This is a genomic window from Luteimonas soli (genome assembly GCF_042648865.1).
GTDB lineage: Bacteria > Pseudomonadota > Gammaproteobacteria > Xanthomonadales > Xanthomonadaceae > Luteimonas > Luteimonas soli.
Genome location: NZ_JBHRYA010000003.1, coordinates 303,061 through 324,587 on the forward strand (window position 1 = coordinate 303,061; position 21,527 = coordinate 324,587).

General features: G+C 68.2%; 22 protein-coding genes. 7 read left to right on the forward strand and 15 right to left on the reverse strand.

What is annotated here, in order from left to right; all coding sequences use genetic code 11:
- Positions 1-200 precede the first annotated feature (200 nt).
- The 15 genes from ACFONC_RS04680 to asnS all read right to left on the reverse strand — a co-directional run bounded on the left by ACFONC_RS04680 (position 201) and on the right by asnS (position 13,996).
- On the reverse strand, positions 201-1,577 hold the full coding sequence (locus ACFONC_RS04680) for an FAD-dependent oxidoreductase (protein WP_386742557.1): 1,377 nt from the start codon (positions 1,575-1,577) through the stop codon (positions 201-203).
- Positions 1,574-1,924: a GIY-YIG nuclease family protein gene (locus ACFONC_RS04685; protein WP_386742558.1), complete on the reverse strand. Its 351-nt coding sequence runs from the start codon at positions 1,922-1,924 to the stop codon at positions 1,574-1,576. The genes ACFONC_RS04680 and ACFONC_RS04685 overlap by 4 nt, the downstream gene beginning before the upstream one ends.
- 73 nt (positions 1,925-1,997) lie before the next feature.
- The gene (gene kynU, locus ACFONC_RS04690) at positions 1,998-3,293 is read right to left on the reverse strand and encodes a kynureninase (RefSeq protein WP_386742559.1); all 1,296 of its coding nucleotides are present in this window, start codon (positions 3,291-3,293) and stop codon (positions 1,998-2,000) included.
- Between the two features lie 233 nt (positions 3,294-3,526).
- Positions 3,527-4,537 (reverse strand): amidohydrolase family protein, encoded by a 1,011-nt coding sequence (locus ACFONC_RS04695; protein ID WP_386742560.1) that lies wholly within the window; start codon positions 4,535-4,537, stop codon positions 3,527-3,529.
- A gap of 10 nt (positions 4,538-4,547) precedes the next feature.
- The gene (locus ACFONC_RS04700; protein ID WP_386742561.1) at positions 4,548-6,662 is read right to left on the reverse strand and encodes an FUSC family protein; all 2,115 of its coding nucleotides are present in this window, start codon (positions 6,660-6,662) and stop codon (positions 4,548-4,550) included.
- 139 nt (positions 6,663-6,801) lie between these two features.
- Positions 6,802-7,332, reverse strand: coding sequence for a 3-hydroxyanthranilate 3,4-dioxygenase (locus tag ACFONC_RS04705; RefSeq protein WP_386742562.1), 531 nt, complete (start codon positions 7,330-7,332; stop codon positions 6,802-6,804).
- A 3-nt stretch (positions 7,333-7,335) separates the two neighbouring features.
- A complete protein-coding gene (locus tag ACFONC_RS04710; protein WP_386742563.1) occupies positions 7,336-7,761 on the reverse strand; it encodes a RidA family protein in 426 nt (141 codons plus the stop codon).
- Complete coding sequence (gene can / locus ACFONC_RS04715; protein WP_386742564.1) at positions 7,758-8,423, reverse strand: carbonate dehydratase; 666 nt, start codon at positions 8,421-8,423, stop codon at positions 7,758-7,760. The genes ACFONC_RS04710 and can overlap by 4 nt, the downstream gene beginning before the upstream one ends.
- Before the next feature lie 4 nt (positions 8,424-8,427).
- A complete protein-coding gene (locus ACFONC_RS04720; RefSeq protein WP_386742565.1) occupies positions 8,428-8,670 on the reverse strand; it encodes a hypothetical protein in 243 nt (80 codons plus the stop codon).
- Positions 8,671-8,673: 3 nt separating this feature from the next.
- On the reverse strand, positions 8,674-10,104 hold the full coding sequence (locus ACFONC_RS04725; protein WP_386742566.1) for an aldehyde dehydrogenase: 1,431 nt from the start codon (positions 10,102-10,104) through the stop codon (positions 8,674-8,676).
- Positions 10,105-10,154: 50 nt separating this feature from the next.
- Entirely contained in the window at positions 10,155-10,967 is an 813-nt protein-coding gene (gene nei / locus ACFONC_RS04730) for an endonuclease VIII (protein ID WP_386742567.1), read from the reverse strand.
- A 175-nt stretch (positions 10,968-11,142) separates the two neighbouring features.
- A complete protein-coding gene (locus tag ACFONC_RS04735) occupies positions 11,143-11,928 on the reverse strand; it encodes an SDR family oxidoreductase (RefSeq protein WP_386742568.1) in 786 nt (261 codons plus the stop codon).
- A 36-nt stretch (positions 11,929-11,964) separates the two neighbouring features.
- Positions 11,965-12,276, reverse strand: coding sequence for a hypothetical protein (locus tag ACFONC_RS04740; protein WP_386742569.1), 312 nt, complete (start codon positions 12,274-12,276; stop codon positions 11,965-11,967).
- Positions 12,273-12,593, reverse strand: a complete 321-nt coding sequence (locus ACFONC_RS04745; RefSeq protein ID WP_386742570.1) for a hypothetical protein — start codon at positions 12,591-12,593, stop codon at positions 12,273-12,275. The genes ACFONC_RS04740 and ACFONC_RS04745 overlap by 4 nt, the downstream gene beginning before the upstream one ends.
- A 2-nt stretch (positions 12,594-12,595) precedes the next feature.
- Complete coding sequence (asnS, locus tag ACFONC_RS04750; RefSeq protein ID WP_386742571.1) at positions 12,596-13,996, reverse strand: asparagine--tRNA ligase; 1,401 nt, start codon at positions 13,994-13,996, stop codon at positions 12,596-12,598.
- Positions 13,997-14,071: 75 nt separating this feature from the next.
- On the opposite strand from asnS, the gene ACFONC_RS04755 reads away from it, so the two are divergent.
- The 7 genes from ACFONC_RS04755 (at position 14,072) to alr (ending at position 21,419) form a co-directional block, all read left to right on the forward strand.
- Positions 14,072-14,413, forward strand: coding sequence for a HesB/IscA family protein (locus ACFONC_RS04755; RefSeq protein ID WP_386742572.1), 342 nt, complete (start codon positions 14,072-14,074; stop codon positions 14,411-14,413).
- 209 nt (positions 14,414-14,622) lie between these two features.
- Positions 14,623-16,401, forward strand: coding sequence for a DUF885 domain-containing protein (locus ACFONC_RS04760; RefSeq protein WP_386742573.1), 1,779 nt, complete (start codon positions 14,623-14,625; stop codon positions 16,399-16,401).
- A 273-nt stretch (positions 16,402-16,674) separates the two neighbouring features.
- Positions 16,675-17,106, forward strand: coding sequence for a 30S ribosomal protein S6 (rpsF, locus tag ACFONC_RS04765; protein WP_386742574.1), 432 nt, complete (start codon positions 16,675-16,677; stop codon positions 17,104-17,106).
- 11 nt (positions 17,107-17,117) lie between these two features.
- Positions 17,118-17,348 carry a 30S ribosomal protein S18 gene (gene rpsR / locus ACFONC_RS04770; protein ID WP_344758799.1) on the forward strand — a complete coding sequence of 77 codons (231 nt, stop codon included), beginning with the start codon at positions 17,118-17,120 and terminating at the stop codon, positions 17,346-17,348.
- Between the two features lie 289 nt (positions 17,349-17,637).
- Entirely contained in the window at positions 17,638-18,090 is a 453-nt protein-coding gene (rplI, locus tag ACFONC_RS04775; protein WP_386742575.1) for a 50S ribosomal protein L9, read from the forward strand.
- Between the two features lie 752 nt (positions 18,091-18,842).
- Complete coding sequence (locus tag ACFONC_RS04780; RefSeq protein ID WP_386742576.1) at positions 18,843-20,243, forward strand: replicative DNA helicase; 1,401 nt, start codon at positions 18,843-18,845, stop codon at positions 20,241-20,243.
- Positions 20,244-20,330: 87 nt separating this feature from the next.
- Positions 20,331-21,419, forward strand: coding sequence for an alanine racemase (gene alr, locus ACFONC_RS04785; protein ID WP_386742577.1), 1,089 nt, complete (start codon positions 20,331-20,333; stop codon positions 21,417-21,419).
- Positions 21,420-21,527 lie beyond the last annotated feature (108 nt).

Sequence of the window (21,527 nt, forward strand, 5' to 3'; positions counted from 1 at the left end):
TACGAGGTTTTTGGTCAGGGGTCACAGGGGTCAGGGTCAGGGATTTGCTCTTGCCCCCTTTGAAAAAGGGGGGATGGGGGATTTGCTCCTGCTCTGCTTCTGCTTGCCGCCTCAAAAGCTCGCGGCTGAAGCCGCTCCCACAAGAGCAGGGAGCCATGATTCTGCCGCAGGGCCGTCGCAAGCGCCGCGACCATTCGACGTCAAGCTGCGTCCGCCAGCGGCGTCAGCCGCTTTTCTACCTCCGCATCCACCGCCGCCCAATCCACCCCGTCCAACGAGTCCAGCCCACGCGTCGCGGTCACCAGTATCCCGCGCTGGATGTTGCTGCGCTCCAGCGCCAGCGAATACGGAATCCGCATGAAGGTCACCATCGAATAGTGCGGCACGAAGCGGCCCGGATGGCGTTCCTGCAGCTTGCGCTCCAGCGCCTGCTGCAGCAGGAACTCCGGGTCGTCGACCAGGTCGCGCATCTCGATGTAGTTCTCCAGCGCCATGTCCTGGATCGCGGTGGCGTCGGGTTTGCGGTCGGCCTCGAAGGCGGCGAAGGCGGTGGCGAGGTCGGCGTGGGATTCGAGGCAGTCGGCCAGCGCCACGCAGTCCTCGAATGCGCAGTTCATGCCCTGGCCGTGGAACGGCACCATCGCGTGCGCGGCGTCGCCCAGCAGCACCGCGTCGCCGCCCAGGTGCCAGCGGTCCAGGCGCAGCGTGCCGAGGCTGCCGACCGGGTTGGCCACGAAGTCGTGCTCCAGTTCCGGGATCAGCGGCAGCGTGTCCGGGAAGTCGCGTTCGAACAGGGCGCGCGCGTCGGCGGCGGTGACGACCGAGTCGAAATCCGGGTCGTCATTGCCGGCATCCGCGTGCAGCGCCATGAACAGGGTGACGGTGAAGTTGCGCTCGTCGTTGGGCAGGGCGATGCACATGTAGCGCCCGCGTGGCCAGATGTGCAGTGCGTTGGGTTCGATGCGAAAGCCGCCGTCGGCAGCGGGCGGGATTTCCAGCTCCTTGTAGCCGTGGCCGAGCCATTCGGTGCGTTCGCCGAGGTCACGTTGCGCGCCCATCTGCGCGCGCAGCGTGGAACCGGCGCCGTCGCAGCCGAGCAGGGCGTTGAACGGGTGCACGTGGGTCTCGCCGTTGCCGCTGCAGGTGATGGTGCGGGCGTCGAAATCGACCGAATCCAGTCCCTGGTCGAAATGCAGGACGGCGCCGGCGGCTTCGGCCGCGTCGATCAGGGTGATGTTCAGCTCGCCGCGACTGACCGACCAGATCACCTCGCTGTCGTCGCGGCCGTAGCGCTGCAGCTGCGGCTCGCCGCCCAGCGGATGCACCATGCGGCCGCGCATCATCACGGCCTGTTCCAGCACCGCGCCGTGGGCGTCGGCGGCGCGCAGGGCGTGCAGGCCGCGTTCGGCCAGCGCGAGGTTGATCGAACGGCCGCCGGCGTAGCCCTGCAGGCGCGGGTCGCCGCGGCGCTCGAACACCTCGACGCGCCAGCCGCGCTGGGCGAGCAGGGTGGCGAGCAGGGCGCCGGCGAGGCCGGCGCCGATGATGGTGAGGGATTTTGGATCAGCGCCTGTCACGTCGGTAACCCCACGTCGTCATTCCCGCGCAGGCGGGAATCCATGCCCGCGGATTGTCCGGTGATGTCGGGCCAAAGGTCCTTCCAGCGTGGATTGCCCTCCTGAATCAAGCGAAGCTTCCAGCTCCGGTTCCATTTCTTGATCTGCTTCTCACGCAATATCGCGCTCTCCATTGTCGGATGCAGCTCGTACCAGACGAGCGTGGCAATGCCGTACCGTTTCGTGAAACCGTCGACCACGTGTTCGCGGTGTTGCCATGTGCGTCCGACCAGATCGCTCGTAACGCCGGTATACAAAGTGCCGTTGCGTTCGCTGGCAAGGATGTAGACGGCTGGTTGCTTTTCCATCAGCGGTCGTCTCAAGTTTGCGGGCATGGATTCCCGCCTGCGCGGGAATGACGGCATTGGTGAGGCTGGCCGATCATTCATTCCCCCGCCACGCCTCCACCGCCCGCGCAAACCGCAGCACGTCCGCGTGCGTGTTGTACATCGGCGCCGGCGAGATGCGGATCACGTCCGGTTCGCGCCAGTCGCCCAGCACGCCTTGGGCGGCGAGGAATTCGAACAGCGAGCGTCCTGCCTCGCGCCCGCGCAGGCCGCGGCCTTCAACGACGCGCAGCGAGAGCTGTGCGCCGCGACGTTCCGGTTCGCGCGGCGTGGCGATCTGCAGCGTGCCGGACAGGCGTTCGCGGATCAGCGCTTCGAGATAGGCGGTCAGGCGCTCGGACCTGGCGCGCAGCGCGGCCATGCCGGCGCGTTCGAACAGTTCCAGCGCCCCGCGCAGCGGCGCCAGGCCCAGGATTGGCGGGTTGCTCAGCTGCCAACCGTCGGCGCCGGGCGTGGGCACGAAGTCGGTGCCCATGCGGAAGCGCGAGGCCTGTTCGTGGCCCCACCAGCCGGCGAAACGCGGGCGGTCGGTGCGCGCGTGGCGCTCGTGCACGAAGCAGCCGGCGACCGCGCCGGGGCCGGCGTTCATGTATTTGTAGTGGCACCACACCGCGAAGTCGGCGCCGCTGTCATGCAGCTGCAGCGGCAGGTTGCCGGCCGCGTGCGCGCAGTCGAAGCCGACCAGCGCGCCGGCGGCGTGGCCGAGGCGCGCGATCTCGCGCAGGTTGAAGGCCTGTCCGCTGCGGTACTGCACGCCGGGCCAGACGATCAGCGCCAGGCGCGGGCCGTGTTCGGCGATGGCGCGTTCGATCGCCGCCATGGAGAACGTGCCGTCGGGTTCGTCGGGCTGCAGTTCAATCAGGTCGGTGGCCGGGTCGAAGCCGTGGAAACGCACCTGCGATTCGAGCGCGTAGCGGTCGGAGGGAAATGCGCCGGCTTCCATCAGGATCGCCGGGCGCTCGCGCGTGGGGCGGTAGAAGCTCACCATCATCAGGTGCAGGTTGGCGGTGAGCGAATTCATCGCCACCACCTCGGATGACTGCGCGCCGACCACGCGTGCCAGGCCGTCGCGAACGAGCTCGTGGTACGGCATCCACTGCGCCTGGCCGGTGAAGTGGCCTTCGACGGCTTCGACCGCCCACTTGTCCAGCACTTCTTCGACGTGCGCACGCGCTGTCTTCGGCTGCAGGCCGAGCGAGTTGCCGCAGAAGTAGGCCTGCTCGCGGCCGTCGTGCAGCGGGATCAGGAATTCGTCGCGCAGGCCGCACAGCGGGTCGGCGGCGTCCAGGGCTCGGGCGTGAGTGTCGTCGCTGATGTCGGTTTCGGTCATTGGATTTTTGCCGCGGATTTACACGAATGAGCACGGATAAAGCGTTGAATCAGTTGGTTGCGCACTTACCGACGTCATTCCCGCGAAAGCGGGAACCTAGTGACTTGGTTCTTTCCCGCACGAAAGCCACTGGGTTCCCGCTTTCGCGGGAATGACGAATCTGGTGCATTTCCACAGTATTGGCTACCTGTATCCGCGTTCGTCCCTGTAAAACCGTGGCAAAACACCACGCATCAGGCGAACCGCGACTTCGGCAGCCCCAGCCATTCCAGCGCGGTGCCGTGGAACAGGCGCGCCTTGCCGGCTTCGTCCAGGTCCATCGCGTCGATGCCGGCGCCGGGCGTCTGTTCGCCGAGCGGGAAGGGGTAGTCGGTGCCGAGCATCACCCGGTCCGTGCCGCAGGTGTCGAGCAGGTATTGCAGCGCGCGCGGATCGGCGACCCACGAATCGAAGTACAGCCGCTCCAGGTACTCGCGCGGGTTGCGCGGGTTGTCGGTGGCGACCAGGTCCGGGCGCATGTTGAAGCCGTGCTCGATGCGCCCGATGGTGTAGGGAAAGCTGCCGCCGCCGTGGGCGAGGCAGACCTTGAGCTTCGGCAGGCGTTCCAGCACGCCGCCGAACACCAGGCAGCAGGCGGCGCGCGACTGCTCGGCCGGCATGCCCACCAGCCACGGCAGCCAGTACTTGGGCATCGATTCGGTGCCCATCATGTCCCAGGGGTGCACGAGGATCGCCGCGCCGAGGTCGGCGGCGGCCTCGAAGAACGGGAACAGCTCCGGCGCGTCGAGGTTCCAGTCGCCGATGTGCGAACCGATCTGCACGCCCTGCAGGCCGAGCTGGTCGACGCAGCGCTCCAGTTCCTGCACCGCCAGCCGCGGCGACTGCATCGGCACGGTGCCGATGCCGGCGTAATGGCGCGGATGCGCGCGCAGGGTTTCGGCCATGTGGTCGTTGAGCGCGGCATGCAATTCCAGCGCCTGGTTGGCCTTCGCCCAGTAGCTGAACATCACCGGCACGGTGCTGATGACCTGCACCTGCACGCCGAAGCGCGCGTACTCGTCGATGCGTTCCTGCGCGTCCCAGGTGTTGGACCAGATTTCGCGGAAGAACTTGCCGTCCTTGTAGATGCGGTGGCGGCCGTCGTCGGTGTGGTGGATGACCGGGAAGCGGTCGTTGCCGTATTTCTTCGCCAGGTCCGGCCAGTCGCGCGGCAGGTAGTGGGCGTGGATGTCGATCTTGAGCATGACGGCCAGTTTACCCGGCTGCCACGGAGGCCGCTCCGATCCCGCGTTCGCGCGCCTGGCGCAGCAGGTGGGCGAGGGTGTCGATGGAGTCGGCGATGCGGTCGCAGGTGTCGGCCAGGGCCATGCCGGCGGGACTGGCGGCGAGCGCCGCATCGGCTTCGATCGTCTTGGCAAGCTCGCGCTCGGCCGGGCGCAGCGAGCGCACCTGCGGCACCGTGCGCTCGCGCAACGCACCGGCGATGGCGGACAGTGCGGTGTCGACTTCGCCGGCGAACGCGTCCAGCTCCGGCAGTCGCGGCAATGCGCCTTCGTCGCGCAGCGCGGCTTCCAGCGACAGCGAGGTGCGGATCAGGCGATGGGCGTTGGCGAGGAAGGATTCGGTGGCGGCCAGGTCCGCGGCGCGTTCGCGGCCGGGTTCGGCGCGCATGCGGTCGATCGAGGCCAGCACGCGCGTTCGCGCGGCGCGGGCAGCGGTGCGGGTTTCGTGCAGGGCGCCGATGTCGTTGCCGAGCACGGCCAGGATGTGGGCGCGGTAGCAGTCGACCAGTTTCGCCAGGGCATCGTTGGAGCGCTGGCCTTCCCACGTCGGCCACAGCAGGTAGGCGACCAGCGCCAGCGCGCTGCCCAGCGTGGTGCCCAGCACGCGCATGTGGATGGCCTCGGCCGGCGCGATGCCCTCGAAGGCCAGCAGCAGCACCAGCATGCCGGTCAGCATCGCCACGCCGAGGCCGTAGTTGACCGTGGCCAGCATGCGGAAGGCGATGCACAGCAGCGCCATCAGCAGCAGCGACAGCACGACGTTGTCGACCACCAGGTGCACCACCAGCGAGGTCAGCAGCAGGCCGCCGAAGGTGCCGGCCACGCGCAGCAGCCCGAAGCGCAGGGTGCCGCCGAAGTCGGGACGCAGCACGATGGCGGCGGTCATCGGGATCCAGGCGCCGTGCGGCACCTGCAGCAGGCGTTCGCTGGCGGCGGCGATGCCCAGGCAGGCGGCGCAGCGGATCGCGTGGCGCATCGCCACCGAGGACAGCTCGAGGTTCGCGCGCAGGGTCTGCAGGGGGTTGCCCGGGCGCAGCGCGGCGGGCAGCTGCGCCTCGGCCAGTTCGGCGCGGATCTCGCCGCGGCTGCTGGCCCAGTCGCTGTTGCGGACCAGCGCGCGCAGCTGGCCGGCCAGGCCCTGCGCGCGCGCCGCGGCGATGCGCAACAGGCGGCGATCGCGGCTGCCGGAGGCCTCCTCGGCCGCCCGTGCCAGCGCATCGACACGCTGACGGAGCAGGGCCACCTCCTGCTCCGCGCGCAGCGGCTTTTCCGCCGCGAGCATGGCGTCGGACAGGTGGCCGAGGATGACGTCGGCACTGGCGAACACGGCGTCGATGCGGGCCTGTTGCGCGGGTTCCTCGACGCGCACGGACACGTCGCCCAGCGACAGCAGGCCGATGCGCACGCGCTCGCACAGCTCGGCGATGATGCGGAACGACTGCATCGCGCGGCCGCGCGAACGGTGTTCGCCATGCAGGGTTTCCAGCGCATCCATGGCCGCCATCGACACCGGCGGCGGCTGCGAGGCGTCCGGCCGGCTGCGCGCGACCTCGGCCAGCTGCCGCAACACCGTGGACAGCGCGAAACGTTCCGGGCGGTAGCGCTGCAGCGGCCAGGCGGCCACCGCCATCAGCGTCTGCAGCAGGCCGCCGGCGAAGATCAGCAGCGCCACGCCGGGGGCGTGCACGATCGGCACCTGCATCTCGGCGGTGATGACCAGCACGATCATGCTGGTCATGCCGACGCGGGCGATGGTCGGCCCCAGCGCCACCAGCAGGCCACCGGTCAGCCCGGCGAGCGCGGCGGCCAGCACGAACAGCCACGTGTGGCTTCCAACCAGGATGCCGACCAGCGCCGACAGGCCCGCGACCGCCGACGCCATCAGCATGCTCCGCATGCGCTGGCGGTAGGGACCGGGCTGGTCGATGAACATGGTGTTGATCGCGCCGGTGGTCATCGCCAGCCCGGCGGGCACCTGGTCGATCGCCAGCCCGACCGCCAGCGGCGCCACCACCGCGACGGTGTTGCGCAGGGCGACGCGGAACGGGACGTCGCGCGGCTTGAGGTCGATCAGGGAGCGCAGCACGGGGCGGGTCCTGGGCAAGGGCCGGGCTTCGGCACGCCATTGTAGGAATTGCAGGAGCGGCGGAAGCCGCGAGCTCTATGCTTTCCCCGTACCAGGCAAAAATCGCGGCTTCCGCCGCTCCTACGGGATGCGGGCGCGGTCAGGTGTCCGGGAATTCGTACTTCTCCGGCGCCGGGTTCAGGTGTCCGCACTGCTTGCACGTGCGGTGCTCGCGCGAGGCGTAGAAGCGTTCGAACACGGGCGGGAAGTCCTTCTCGATGTCGTGCAGGAAGAAGTACTCCTCGTACAGCTTGTGGTTGCACTGCTCGCAGAACCACATCAGGCCGTCGTCCTCGTGCGGCAGGCGCTTGCGCTCGATCACCAGGCCGATGGAGTCGGGCATGCGCTGCGGCGAGTGCGGCACGCGCGGCGGCAGCAGGAAGATCTCGCCGGCGCGGATCGGGATGTCGCGTGGTTTCCCGTCCTCCTGGATGCGCAGCACCATCTCGCCTTCGAGCTGGTAGAACCACTCCGGGCCTTCGTCCCAGTGGTAGTCGGTGCGGAGGTTCGGGCCGCCGACCACCATCACGATGAAGTCGCCGTCATAGATGCACTTGTTGCCGACCGGCGGCTTGAGCAGGTGGCGATGTTCCTCGATCCAGGCCTGGAGGTTCAGCGGGGCGGGCAGCATGGCTTACTCCTTGAAGGCGGCGATGCACTTGAGTTCGATGGCGATCGGCGTGGGCAGCGCGTCGATGCCGAGCGTGGTGCGGCACGGTGCGGTCGCCGGGTCCGGGAAATACTCGGCCCAGACGGCGTTGTAGGCCGTGAAATCGTTCGCCATGTCGGTGAGGAACACCGTCACGTCGACGAGGTCCTCCCAGCGCGCGCCGCTGGCTTCCAGCACCGCGCGCACGTTGGCGAACACCGCGCGCGTTTGCGCCGCGATGTCGTGGCCGACGAGCTTGCCGCCGGCGTCGTGCTCGTTGCCGGGCACGGTGTTGGTGGCCGGGTCGCGCGGGCCGATGCCCGACATCAGCAACAGGTCGCCGACGCGGCGCGCGTGCGGGTAGGCGCCGACCGGGCGCGGTGCGCCGCCGGCGTCGATGCCCTGGCTCATGGCGCCTCCCCGAGGCGACCATGCAGCTGTTCGATCGCGGCGTGGTAAACCTTGTCCAGCACCGTCGGCGAGTCCACGTCCATGCCCAGCTCGCGAACGCGGCCGTCGTGCAGGCTGTAGACCCAGCCGTGCACGGACAGCTTCTGCCCACGGCTCCAGGCATCCTGCACCACGGTGGACAGGCAGACGTTCTCGGCCTGCTCGATCGCATTGAGTTCGCACAGGCGATTGCCGCGTTCTTCCTTCGGGAAACCTTCCAGCAGCGCCGCGTGCTTCTGCGCGACGTCGCCGACGTGGCGGATCCAGTTGTCCGACAGCCCGATGCGCAGGCCGTTGAGTGCCGCGTTGACGCCGCCGCAGCCGTAGTGGCCGACGACGAGGATATGCTCGACCTTCAGCACGTCGACCGCGAACTGGATCACCGACATGCAGTTGAGATCGGTGTGCACCATCACGTTGGCGATGTTGCGGTGGACGAACACCTCGCCCGGCGCCAGGCCGATCACCTGGTTGGCCGGCACGCGCGAGTCCGAGCAGCCGATCCACAGGTACTTGGGCGCCTGCAGTTCGGACAGGCGTTCGAAGAACTGCGGATCCTCGTTGCGGACGCCGTCGGCCCAGGCGCTGTTGTTGCTCAGGAGTTTTGCGAGTGCTTGTTTCATGATTTCACTCCTGCGGACTTGTGAAGCGCATCCGGCGTACGAATACCCGCGACAGCCCCGCGACCCAGGCGACCAGGAGACCGGACAGCACCATGACAGTGAAGGGCGTGGCGAAGACCCATGCAAGCCGTGATTGCAGGAAGCTGAGCAGGAACAGCGCGACTATGACCAGCACCGCCACCAGCGCCAGCGAATAGCCGACGATTCGCACGACACCAAGGAAGTCCAGCACGGAAGTCCGTTTCATCATTCAACGCTCAAGTTGGATGCCCACGTTGCGGGGCTCGGTGAAGAAACGCATCGCCTCGAGTCCGCCCTCGCGGCCGAGCCCGGACTGGCCCATGCCGCCGAACGGGGTGCGCAGGTCGCGCATCAGCCAGCAGTTGATCCAGACGATGCCGGCGTGGATGCCGGCCGCGAGGCCATGTGCGCGGGCGAGGTCGCGGGTCCAGATCGATGCGGCGAGGCCGTAGTCGCCGGCGTTGGCGAGTGCCAAGGCCTGCTTGTCGTCGTCGAAGGGCTGCAGGGTCGCGACCGGGCCGAAGATTTCCTCGCGATTGGTCGCGCAGTCCGGGCCGAGGCCTTCGATGAGCGTCGGCGCGACGAACCATCCGGGGCGGTCGAGCGCGTTGCCGCCGCACAGCACGTGGCCGCCTTCCCCACGGGCGCGGGCGATGGCGGCGACCACCTTGTCGAAGTGCGCCTGCGAGACCAGCGGACCCATCTGCGCGTCGGGGTCCATCGGGTCGCCGACGCGCAGTGCCAGCGCGCGCTCGACCAGCGCGTCGCGGAACTCGTTGTAGATGCCGCGCTCGACCAGCAGGCGCGAGCCGCACAGGCAGATCTGCCCGGAGTTCTGGAAGACCGAGCGCACGATCGTGTCCAGGTGCGCGCGCCAGTTGCTGTCGGCGAACACCAGGGTCGGGTTCTTGCCGCCCAGCTCCAGCGACACCTTCTTCAGCATCGGCGCGGCGATCCCGGCGATGCGTTTGCCGACCGCGGTGCTGCCGGTGAACGACACCGCCTTGACCGCAGGATGCACGACCATCGCCTCGCCAACCTTCGGGCCGAGTCCCTGCGCGATGTTGAGTACGCCCGCGGGGAATCCGATCTGCGCGGCCAGCTCGCCGAGCATCGTCGCCGTCAACGGCGTGACCTCGGACGGCTTGGCGACCACGGTGTTGCCCGCGGCCAGTGCGGGCGCGATCTTCCAGGTGAACAGGTACAGCGGCAGGTTCCACGGCGAGATCGTGGCAACCACGCCCAGCGGCTGGCGCAGGGTGTAGTTCAGCCCCGCCTGGCCGTGGTGCGATTCGCTGGCGAACTGGGTCGCCGCGTGCGCGAAGAAGCGCAGGTTGGACACCGCGCGCGGGATTTCCACGTCGCGGGCAAGCGCGAACGGCTTGCCGCCGTCGCGTGCCTCGGCGTGGGCGAAATCGTCCAGCCGCGCCTCCAGCGCGTCGGCCAGTTTCTCCAGCCAGCGCGCACGCGATTCGTTGGGCAGCGACGACCAGGCGGGGAAGGCCGCGCTGGCGGCGGCAACCGCGGCTTCGACGTCATCGGCGTTGCCGTCGGCCACCCGTGCGAAGGCCTTGCCGGTGGCCGGTTCGAACACGTCCAGCCAGCCCTGCGTGGACGCCTCACGGGCCTTGCCGTCGATCCAGTGGGCGAGCTGCTGCATCCGTGTAGCTTACCTGCTGCGTGCCCGCGACCGAAGGGCGCCGGGCATCTTCAGCGCTGGCAATGCGGACACAGGTACAGCCGGCGCGAACCGTCCTGCCGGCGCAGCAGCGGCGCGCCGCAGGATTCGCAGGGCTCGCCTTCGCGGTCGAACACGCGGAAGCGGAATCCCTCCGGCGTGTCGGTCAGATAGTCCTCGCGCATGCCGCTCGCGCGCTCGATGCCGCGGGTGGCATAGCTGTGGCGCGGGATGGCAAGCAGTTCGCGCGCCAGCGCGCGACGCTCGTCGCCATCGAGGTCGCGCGGTCGCCGCTGCGGCAGCAGGCCCGCCGCGAACAGCACTTCCGAGCGCAGGTAGTTGCCCATGCCGGCGAGGAAGCCCTGGTCGAGCAGCAGGCTTCCCAGCGCGCGGCCCGCGAAGCGCGGATCGCGCAGGCGAGCCTCGACGGCGGCGGCGTCCAGCACCGGGTCGAGCACGTCGGGACCGAGCCGGGCGAGGAAGGGATGCCGGTGCAGCTCATCGCTGCGCCACATCGCCACGTCCGAGGCCGAATACAGCAGGATCGTCGTGTGCGTCGTCTCCAGCGCCACGCGCAGCGAACGTTTCGTCTCCGGCCGCTCGCCGGCCGCCGCGATCCGCCACACGCCATACAGCTGGTTGTGGCTGTACAGCGTCCAGCCGTTGTCGAAGCGCGTGAGCAGCGCCTTGCCGTGCGGCGTGATCGATTCGATGACGGCGCCGGGCAGGGAGTTCTCGAAATGCTTCAGCTGTGGAAACGCGAACCAGGCCGAATCCAGACGCTTGCCCACGACCGCCTCGGCGAGACGATCGGCGGCGCGGCGGATTTCGGGGCCTTCGGGCATGGGTCTCGGGGACTGGAGCGTTCCAGCGTTATCGCGGGAGCGGCGGAAGCCGCGAGCTCACTCCCTCCCCTGCGACGGCAGGGGAGGGCTGGGGAGGGGTGCCTTGCGGATCAACCAGAGCCGTGGAACACCCCTCCCAACCTCCCCCTGCCGTCGCAGGGGGAGGAGCCCAGCTTCAAATCGAATGCATCCGCCCGCCATCCACCGCCAGGCTGACGCCGTTGATGTAGGCAGCCGCCGGCGAGCACAGGAACGCGATCACGCCCCCGGTTTCCTCCGGCGTGGCGAAGCGGCCCGCCGGCACGCCAGCGCGCATCGCGGCGCGGACTTCGTCTTCCGGTTTGCCCTGCGCGGCCACCGCATTGCGCACGATCTGCTCGATGCGACCGGTTTCGGTGAAACCCGGCAGCACGTTGTTGACGGTGATGCCGTCGGTGGCGAGTTCGCGCGACAGCGTCTTGGCCCAGGACGCGACCGCGCCGCGGGTCGTGTTGGACACGCCCAGCCCGGGGATCGGCTCCTTCACCGATGTCGAGATCACGTTGACGATGCGGCCCCAGCGCGTCTGCTGCATGCCCGGCAGCACTGCCTGCAGCAGCGTCTGGTTGGCGACCAGGTGCTTGTTGAAAGCGTCGAGGTAGGCGTCGACCGTCGCCTCATGCGCAGTGCCGCCGGGCGGGCCGCCGGTGTTGTTGACCAGGATGTGCACGGGCGCGCGCGCCGCCAGCCTGGCGACACTTTCGCGCAGGGCGTCGGTCTGCGAAACGTCGGCAGCGATAAAATCGTGCGCCTGCCCGTCGCCGCGGGGCAGGGCAGCGACCACGTCCTGGAGCGCCTCCGCGCGTCGAGCGAGCACGGTGACGCTGGCGCCGAGCAGGGCCAGTTCATGCGCGGTGGCGCGGCCGATGCCTTCGGAGGCGCCGCAGACGAGGGCGTGCTTGCCGGTGAGGTTCAGGTCCATGGGGTCTCCACTGGAGTCAGGCGGCGCACTGCCGCTTCAGGCGCTGCCGCCGAGCTTTTGCGCCATGTGCGGGCGCAGCTGCGCGTCATCGTTGCCGGATGGTGGCGCGATTTCGGCGAGCGAGAAGCCGCGCTCCAGCGCGTCTTCTTCGTCGAGTCCGTCGAAGGCGACGAACTCGGCGTCCATCAGCATGGCGCGCGCGGTGTCCTCGCTGTCGTAGGCGAGGGTATTGCCGTCGCTGTCGAAGACCTCGGCGGTGCCGGCCTCGCGCACGCGCAGCCGCGCCCAGACCACGGTGCGGCCCAGCGAGGCCAGCCACCACTGGTCGCGCGCGCCCTCCGTGCTCACGGCGACACCGCGATCGACAGCAGCCACAGCAGGCCGGCCAGGATCAATGCGAACACGATCACCGTCAGCGCCACGCGCGCGGGCGTGGCCAGGCCTGTGAACTGCGGATCGCGAACCTGCCGGTAGCGGCCGCTGAACAGCCACCACAGTGCGTCGGGCTTGAGGAAGGCGCCATCGCCCAGACGCGCCTTCACCTCCGGGTGGCGGTCGCGCAGGTGCACCAGCGCCAGCGGCCAGAAAATCACGAACGCGGTGGCGCCGGCGATGGCGGCAGCGACGAACAGCAGGGCGAAGAACATGACGACGTCGACGCTCATGGCTAGAACTCCGCGCTGCTGGGTGCGCGCGGGTAGGGGATCGCGTCGCGGATGTTCGACAGCCCGCACACGTACACCACCAGCCGCTCGAAGCCCAGGCCGAAGCCCGCGTGCGGCACGGTGCCGTAGCGGCGGAAATCGCGGTACCAGCCGTAGTGCTCGCGGTCGAGGCCGAACTGGTCCATGCGCGCGTCGAGCACGTCCAGCCGCTCTTCGCGCTGCGAGCCGCCGATGATCTCGCCGATGCCCGGCGCCAGCACGTCCATCGCCGCGACCGTTTTCCCGTCGTCGTTCAGGCGCATGTAGAAGGCCTTGATGTGCTCGGGGTAGTCGGTGACCACCACCGGCCGGCCGACGTGTTCCTCGGTCAGCCAGCGTTCGTGCTCGGTCTGCAGGTCCAGGCCCCATTCGACCGGGAAATCGAACTTCTTCCCCGAGTCCTGCAGCAGCTTGACCGCGTCGGTGTAGCTGATGCGCTCGAACGGCGCGTTGACGAAGGTTTCCAACCGCGTGATCGCATCGGGCTGCACGCGCTGGGCGATGAATTCCATGTCGTCCGCGCGCTCGTGCAGCACCGCGCGGAACAGGTACTTGAGGAAGTCCTCGGACACGCGCGCGGTTTCGGCCAGGTCGGCAAAGGCTATCTCCGGCTCCACCATCCAGAACTCGGCCAGGTGGCGGGTGGTGTTGCTGTTCTCCGCGCGGAACGTCGGGCCGAAGGTGTAAACCTTGCTCAGGCTCAGGCAGTAGGCCTCGACGTTGAGCTGGCCGGACACGGTGAGGAAGGTTTCCTTGCCGAAGAAGTCGCGGCCGAAGTCCACCTCGCCCTTGCCGTCGCGCGGCAGGTTGGCCATGTCCAGCGTCGAGACCCGGAACATCTGCCCGGCGCCCTCGGCGTCGGAGGTGGTGATGATCGGCGTGGTGATCCAGTAGTAGCCGTTTTCGTGGAAATAGCGATGCGTGGCCTTGGCCAGGCAGTCGCGGATGCGGGTCACCGCGCCGAACAGGTTGGTGCGCGGGCGCAGGTGCGCGACCTCGCGCAGGAATTCCAGCGAGTGCGCCTTGGGCTGGATCGGGTAGGTCTCCGGGTCGTCGACCCAGCCGACCACCTCGATCGCCTCGGCCTGGATCTCGAAACTCTGGCCCTGGCCCTGCGAAGGCACCAGGGTGCCGGTGGCGATGACCGAGCAGCCGGCGGTGAGCTTCTTCACCTCGGACTCGTAGTTGGCCAGCGCGCTCGGCGCCACCACCTGGATCGGGGCGAAGCACGAGCCGTCGCTGACGTTGACGAAGCTCAGCCCGGCCTTGGAGTCGCGCCGGGTGCGTACCCAGCCGCGGACCGTGACTTCTCCGCCTTCGGCCACCTTGCCCGCCAGCGCCTGCGCAACACTTACCGTGGTCATGCCTTGAATCCCTGCCGGATCGAGCCGATATGAGCCATACAGTTTACCGGAGCCACAACGGCTAGAATGAGGGCCATGTCGATCCAACTCGCACCTGCTGCCCTGGAGCGCATCCAGGGGTTCCTCTCCGCCGACGATTCCGCCATCGGCCTGCGTTTCGGCGTGCAGCGCACCGGCTGTTCGGGCTGGGGTTACCTGGCCGACCTGGCCCGCGAGCAGCGTGACGGCGACACCGTGTTCGAGCAGGACGGCGTGCGCATCTTCGTCGATGCCGACAGCCTGGCGCTGGTCGACGGCACCCGCATCGACTTCCTCAAGCAGGGCCTGAACGAACAGTTCGTGTTCGAGAACCCCAACGTCGCCGCCGAATGCGGCTGCGGCGAAAGCTTCACCACCGACGCCGACCGCGCCGCGTAGGTCGGCGCCACGCCCCCGACGCCTGCCCGTCGCGGCATCGCCCGTAGGAGCGGCGGAAGCCGCGAGCTCTTTGGCGCGGGCCATCAAGCTCGCGGCTTTCGCCGCTCCTGCAAGCAATTTCCTTCCTGGCGCAACCGCCCAACCTTCGGCACCCCGGCCCTGCGATCCCCGCGCGCTAGACTCCCGGGCTTCCGTCCCCGGGGAATCCCATGTTCAAGCACCTGCTGCTGGCCGCGCTGATCGTGGCCGCCCCCGCCGCCTGCCTGCATGCCGCGGAGCCCGCGCCGCCGGCGGCGTCCGACAGCGTCGCGAAACAGACGCTCGACGCCTTCTTTGCCGCCCAGTGGGAGCGCGGCTTGCGTGAAAGCCCCGAGGGCGCGACCTATAACGGCGACAACCGCTTCAACGACCGCTGGAGCGACTACAGCCTTGCCGCGATCGAAAAGCGCGAGGCCGAGGACCGCGTCGCGCTGGCAGAGCTGCGCGCGATCGACCGCGACGCGCTCGCCGCGGCCGACCGCCTGAACTACGACACCTTCGAATGGCAGCTCGAGCATGCCATCGCCGCCCAGCGCTTCCGCGGCTACCTGCAGCCGGTCAGCCACCAGGGCGGCGTCCAGACCGCGAGCGGCATCGCCGAAGTCATGCCCTTCACGTCGACGAAGGACTATCGCGACTGGCTGGCACGCATGGCCGCGGTGCCGGTGCTGGTCGACCAGTCGATCACGCTGATGAAGGAAGGCGTGGCGACCGGCAACGTGCCGCCGAAGGTGCTGATGGAGCGCGTGCCGGCGCAGATCGCCGCCCAGATCGTCGAGGACCCGGTGCAGAGCCCGTTCTACCGGCCGTTCACCAGGTTCCCCGACGCGGTACCGGCCGCCGATCGCAAGGCGCTGGCCGCGGACGCGCGGCGCACGATCGAGGAGAAAATCGTGCCCGCGTACCGCAAGCTGCAGGCATACTTCGGCGACGAGTACCTTCCGCACACCCGCGACGGCATCGCGGTGACCGACCTGCCGGACGGGGCGGACTACTACACCTACCTGGCCGGCTACTACACGACCACCGACCTCACGCCGGCGCAGATCCATGACATCGGCCTTGGGGAAGTCGCGCGCATCCGCGCCGAGATGGAGAAGCTCAAGGCGCAGACCGGCTTCGAGGGCACGCTGGCCGAGTTCTTCACCTGGCTGCGCACCGACCCGAAGTTCTTCGAGAAAACGCCCGAGGCCCTGCTCGAGCGCTACCGCGCGGTCGCCAAGCGCATCGACCCGGAGCTGGTGAAGGTCTTCCACACGATCCCGCGGCTGCCGTACGGCGTGCGCGCGATTCCCGACAACGTCGCGCCGGACACCACCACCGCCTACTACATGCCCGGCGCGGCCGACGGTTCGCGGCCCGGCTACTACTACGTCAACCTGTACAAGCCCGAGACCCGGCCGACCTGGGAGATGATCCCGCTGAGCCTGCACGAGGCGGTGCCGGGCCACCATTTCCAGTTCGCCCGCGCGCTGGAAATGCCGGACGCGCCGATGTTCCGCCGCACCGCCTATTTCGTCGCCTACGGCGAGGGCTGGGGCCTGTATGCCGAGCGCCTGGGCTACGACATGGGCCTGTACGACGACCCCTACGACCGCATGGGCCAGCTGGCCTACGACATGTGGCGCGCGGTCCGGCTGGTGGTCGACACCGGCATGCACAGCCAGGGCTGGAGCCGCGAGCGGGCGATCGAGTACTTCATGGACAACTCGCCCAAGACCCGCCAGGACGTGGTCAACGAGATCGACCGCTACATCGGCACGCCGGGGCAGGCGCTGGCCTACAAGATCGGCCAGCTCAAGATCTCAGAGCTGCGTGAGAAGGCCGCCCGCGAGCTGGGCCCGAAGTTCGACCTGCGTGCCTACAACGACGCTGTGCTGGAAACCGGCTCGGTGCCGCTGGACGTGCTGGAGAAGCATATCGACGCCTGGATCGCCGCCCGGAAGTAAACCGGTCACGTCCGTAGGTCGGGGCTACGCCCCCGACGGTTTCACCCGCGTACCCTTCGCGGCCGCAACGAAGCCGTCGGGGGCGTAGCCCGACCTACGGCAGGTACCCATTCTGTTCTTGATCGGCCATTGCCCCGCGGCCGTCCAGCTGCGACAATGTCCGGCTCCCGCGCGTCGGGAGACCTTGCCCCACCGCATCCGTCCAGGATCGTCGGGGGGCTATCCGGGCCGCCTCCAACCGGGCGGCGGCCGAATATCCACAAGGAAAACAACATGCGTCATTACGAAGTCGTGTTCCTGGTCCACCCGGACCAGAGCGAGCAGGTGCCCGCCATGATCGAGCGCTACAAGGCGCTGATCGAGGGCGGCGAGGGCAAGATCCACCGTCTCGAGGACTGGGGTCGCCGCCAGCTGGCCTATCCGATCAACAACCTGGTCAAGGCCCACTACGTCCTGCTCAACATCGAGGTCGACCAGGCCGTGCTCGACGAACTCGTCGAAAGCTTCCGCTTCAACGATGCAGTGCTGCGCCACCTGGTGATGCGTCGCGACGAGGCGGACACCGAGCAGTCGCTGATCATGAAGAACAAGGACGAGAAGGGCGACAAGCCCGAGCGCAGCGAGCGTCGTCGTCGCGACGACGACAGCGACAGCGGCGACAAGTCCGCTGATTCCGCCGCCGACGACACCGCCGAAGCCGCCTGAGGAGCACAGACATGTCCAAGTTCTTTCGCCGCCGCAAGTACTGCAAGTTCACCGCCGAGGGCGTCAAGGAGATCGACTACAAGGATCTCAACACCCTGCGCCAGAACCTGACCGAGAACGGCAAGATCGTCCCGAGCCGCATCACCGGCACGAAGTCGCGCTACCAGCGCCAGCTCGCCACCGCCGTCAAGCGCGCGCGTTTCCTGGCCCTGATCCCGTACACGGACAACCACAACATCTAAAAGCGCGCCTCCCGCAGGGAGGCTCCGACCTCCTTCCCCTTCAAGGGGGTGAAGAAGGCCGTTTGCGAGCCATTGGCTCGCGGCCTGATGAACGCCATCAAGCTGTGCTTGATGGCCGGACAGGCAAGGATGGGGATGGGTTTCCGTGACGTTGCGGCGTTGCTGGACAGCAAAACCCATCTCCCCCCAACACTCCCCTTGAAGGGGAGGGCTTCAAGCAACGAAATCCCGTCCGTTCGGACAGCTGAAAGTTGCGGCGACATGCCGCTAACGAATACGGAGCACCACCATGGAACTGATCCTGCTGCAGAAAGTCACCAACCTCGGCAACCTGGGCGACAAGGTCAACGTCAAGCCCGGCTACGGCCGCAATTACCTCGTGCCCCAGGGCAAGGCGGTGCCGGCCACGGCCGCCAACGTCGCCGAGTTCGAGGCAAAGCGCGCCGAATACGAAGCCAAGGCCGCTTCGGTGCATGCCGAGGCCACCGACCGCCTCGCCAAGCTCGAAGGCGCCAGCGTCACCATCTACGTCAACGCTTCGACCGAAGGCAAGCTGTACGGCTCGGTCGGCCCGCGCGACATCGCCGAGGCGCTGACCAAGGCCGGCACGCCGGTCGAAAAGTCGGAAGTCGTCTTGGGTGAAGGCGCCTTCCGCACCACCGGCGAATTCGAAGTCATCGTGCACCTGCACGCCGACGTCGAAACCCCTGTGAAGGTGATCGTGGTTCCTGAAGCCGCCTGATCGCCGCACACTGCTCGACGAAGAGGGCGCCGCAAGGCGCCCTTTTTGTTGTTTCTTCGCCTATCTGCGGGGATGCATGATCAGATGGACCGCGCAGGCTCTGGTGGGCCGCCGTGCCCTGTCGGCCGGGAGCCGCTCTTCCCTCGGTCAGGGCATCCTGCCCTGACTCGGGCGCGCGCCATCCATGGCGCGCTTGCCGCGACCCCCGGCCGCCAGGACACGGCTCACCTTGGCGTAAGCATCGGTGCTTCGGTTGCAGGTAAAGAAGCCGTGACAGTGAATCGCCGATGCGGCGTCCCGACCGGGGTATGCGGATAGCAGGCCATGGATGGCCTGCGGCGGCGAGTCAGGCATGGATGCCTGACCGAGCCGGGGAGCATGCCCCGGTCGGGACGACGCTGTGTCTGAAGCCCGCGCACGGACCGTCCGCTTGAGTCGCGACTCTCCCTCAGTTGGAGAGGAACCTTCTTTGTTGCCCGTGACCTTGGCGAAACTTTTGTAGGAGCGGCTTCACGCGCGAGCTCTTGGCCTTTTGCCAAAGAACAAGAACTCGCGGCTGAAGCCGCGTCTACGCGCAACAATAGTTGCCATGCGCCTGCATCGCAGCATGTGAGACGACAACCGGCTAAGAAACCTGTCTTATCCACAGGTTGTTCCATCGCGAGACCACAAGCCGAGCGCCTACGATGCCTGACCCGTCCCGAAAACCGGCGCCGTTCGCGGCCTTTGCTTCGCAGGAGTTCGACAGCACGATGTCCGCACGTCCCCGTTTTGGGAATGAACCCCGCAGCGAAAGCCGGATCGAGCAGTTGCGCGTGCCGCCGCAGTCGGTGGAAGCCGAACAGGCGGTGCTTGGCGGCCTGATGCTGGCACCCGACGCCTACGACCGCATCGCCGACCAACTGGTCGACGGCGACTTCTACCGCCGCGACCACCAGCTGATCTACCGCGCGATCCGCGAGCTTGCGGAGAAGAACCGGCCCTACGACGCGGTCACGCTGGGCGAATGGTTCGAGTCCCAGGGCCTGGCCGAACAGGTCGCCGGCGGCGCCTACCTGGTCGAGCTGGCCAGCACCACGCCGTCGGCCGCCAACATCGCCGCCTACGCCGAGATCGTGCGCGACAAGGCTGTGCTGCGGCAGCTGATCGAGGTCGGCACCGGCATCGTCAACGACGGCTTCCAGCCCGATGGTCGCGAAAGCAGCGAGATTCTTGCCAACGCCGAGAAGGAGGTGTTCGCGATCGCCGAGGCCGGCGCCCGCGGGCGCAGCGACTTCGTGCCGGTCAACAAGGCGATGAGCGAAGCCTTCGACGTGCTGCAGACGCGCTACGCCAACGGCGGCGGCATCACCGGCATGCCGACCGGCTACACCGAATTCGACGAGATGACCGCCGGCCTGCAGCCGACCGACCTGCTGATCCTGGCCGCACGCCCGGCGATGGGCAAGACCACCTTCGCGCTCAACATCGCCGAGTACGCCGCGATCAAGACGAAAAAGGCGGTGGCGGTGTTCTCGATGGAAATGTCGGCCAGCCAGCTCGCGCTGCGCCTGATCTCGTCCAACGGCCGCGTCAACGCCACCCGCCTGCGCACCGGCCAGCTCGAGGACGAGGACTGGAGCCGCGTGAGCAGCGCGATCCGGATGCTGAAGGAATCCAAGATCTTCATCGACGACACCCCGGCGCTGTCACCGGAGGTGCTGCGCGCCAAGGCGCGGCGCCTGAAGCGCGAGCATGACCTGGGCCTGATCGTCATCGACTACCTGCAGCTGATGGCCGTGCCCGGCAACAGCGAGAACCGCGCCACCGAGATCTCCGAGATCTCGCGCTCGCTCAAGGGCCTGGCCAAGGAGCTCAACGTCCCGGTGATCGCGCTCTCGCAGCTCAACCGCTCGCTGGAAACCCGCACCGACAAGCGCCCGGTGATGGCCGACCTGCGCGAGTCCGGCGCCATCGAGCAGGACGCGGACGTGATCATCTTCATCTACCGCGACGAGTACTACAACAAGGAAAACTCGCCGGACAAGGGCCTGGCCGAGATCATCATCGGCAAGCAGCGAAACGGCCCGACCGGGGCGATCAAGCTCAAGTTCTTCGGCGAGTACACGCGCTTCGACAACCTGAGCCACGACAACATCGGCTCCTTCGAGTAAGTCTCCGCAGCCCGGGGCTTCGAGCTTCGCCCGGACCCGGTCGTCCGGTTGTTCCGGGCATTGCCGTCCGGGTTCTAGAATGTCGCGATGTCGCGCCCCGTCACCGCCACCATCCATACCGATGCCATGCGCCACAACCTGGCGTCGATCCGGGCGCGTGCGCCGTCGAGCCGGGTCATGGCGATGGTCAAGGCCGACGGCTACGGGCACGGGCTGGAGACGGCGGCGTCCGCGCTGCGCGAGGCCGACGCCTTCGGCGTGGCGGCCATCGATGACGCAAGGCGGATCCGCGCACTCGGGCTGGTGCAACCGGTCCTGGTGCTGTCGGGCTTCGACTCGACGGCGGACCTGGAGCAGTTGCGCGAGCTGGATGCCGACAGCATCGTCCACCATGCCGCGCAGCTGGAAATGCTGGAGCAGGCGCAAGGCGCGCCGATCCGCTGCTGGCTGAAGATCGACACCGGCATGCACCGGCTCGGGTTCGCGCCCGAAGCGGTGCGTGAAGCGCACGCCCGGCTGTGCGCGGCGCGCGGTGCGGCGGGCAACATCGTGCTGATGAGCCATTTCGCCAGCTCTGACGAATTCGAGGGCGTCTCGCCCGACAGCCGGCAGACGCGCGAACAGCTGCAGGTGTTCGCCGACGCAACCGCCGGCCTGCCGGGGCCGCGTTCGCTGGCCAATTCGGCGGCGGTGCTGGGCTGGCCCGGTTCGCATGGCGACTGGGTGCGGCCAGGCGGCGCGCTGTACGGGATGTCCGTGGTCGCCGGCAGGACCGCGGCCGACTTCGGCCTGCAGCCGGCGATGACGTTCGCCACCCGCCTGCTGGCGGTCAACCGCATCGCCAAGGGCGAGCACATCGGCTACTCGGCCACCTGGGAAACGCCCGAGGACATGTGCATCGGCGTGGCCGCGGTCGGCTATGGCGACGGCTACCCGCGCCACGCTCCGGCCGGCACGCCGGTGCTCGTCAACGGCTCGCCGACGCAGGTGGTCGGGCGCGTTTCGATGGACCTGGCGACCATCGACCTGCGCGGCCACCCGGACGCGCGTGCTGGCGACCCGGTCGTGTTGTGGGGCGACGGCTTGCCGATCGAGAGCGTCGCGCAGGCATCGGGCACCATCGCCTACGAGTTGACGTGCTCGATCACCCGGCGCGTGCGCTTCCTCGAAGCGTAGGAGCGCCCCATGGGCGCGATGTGGTTTCGCGGCCAGTCCATCGCACCCACTGAGCGCTCCTGAACACCTGCGGTCAAATTGACGCTGCCGACGACCGCATGATTCACT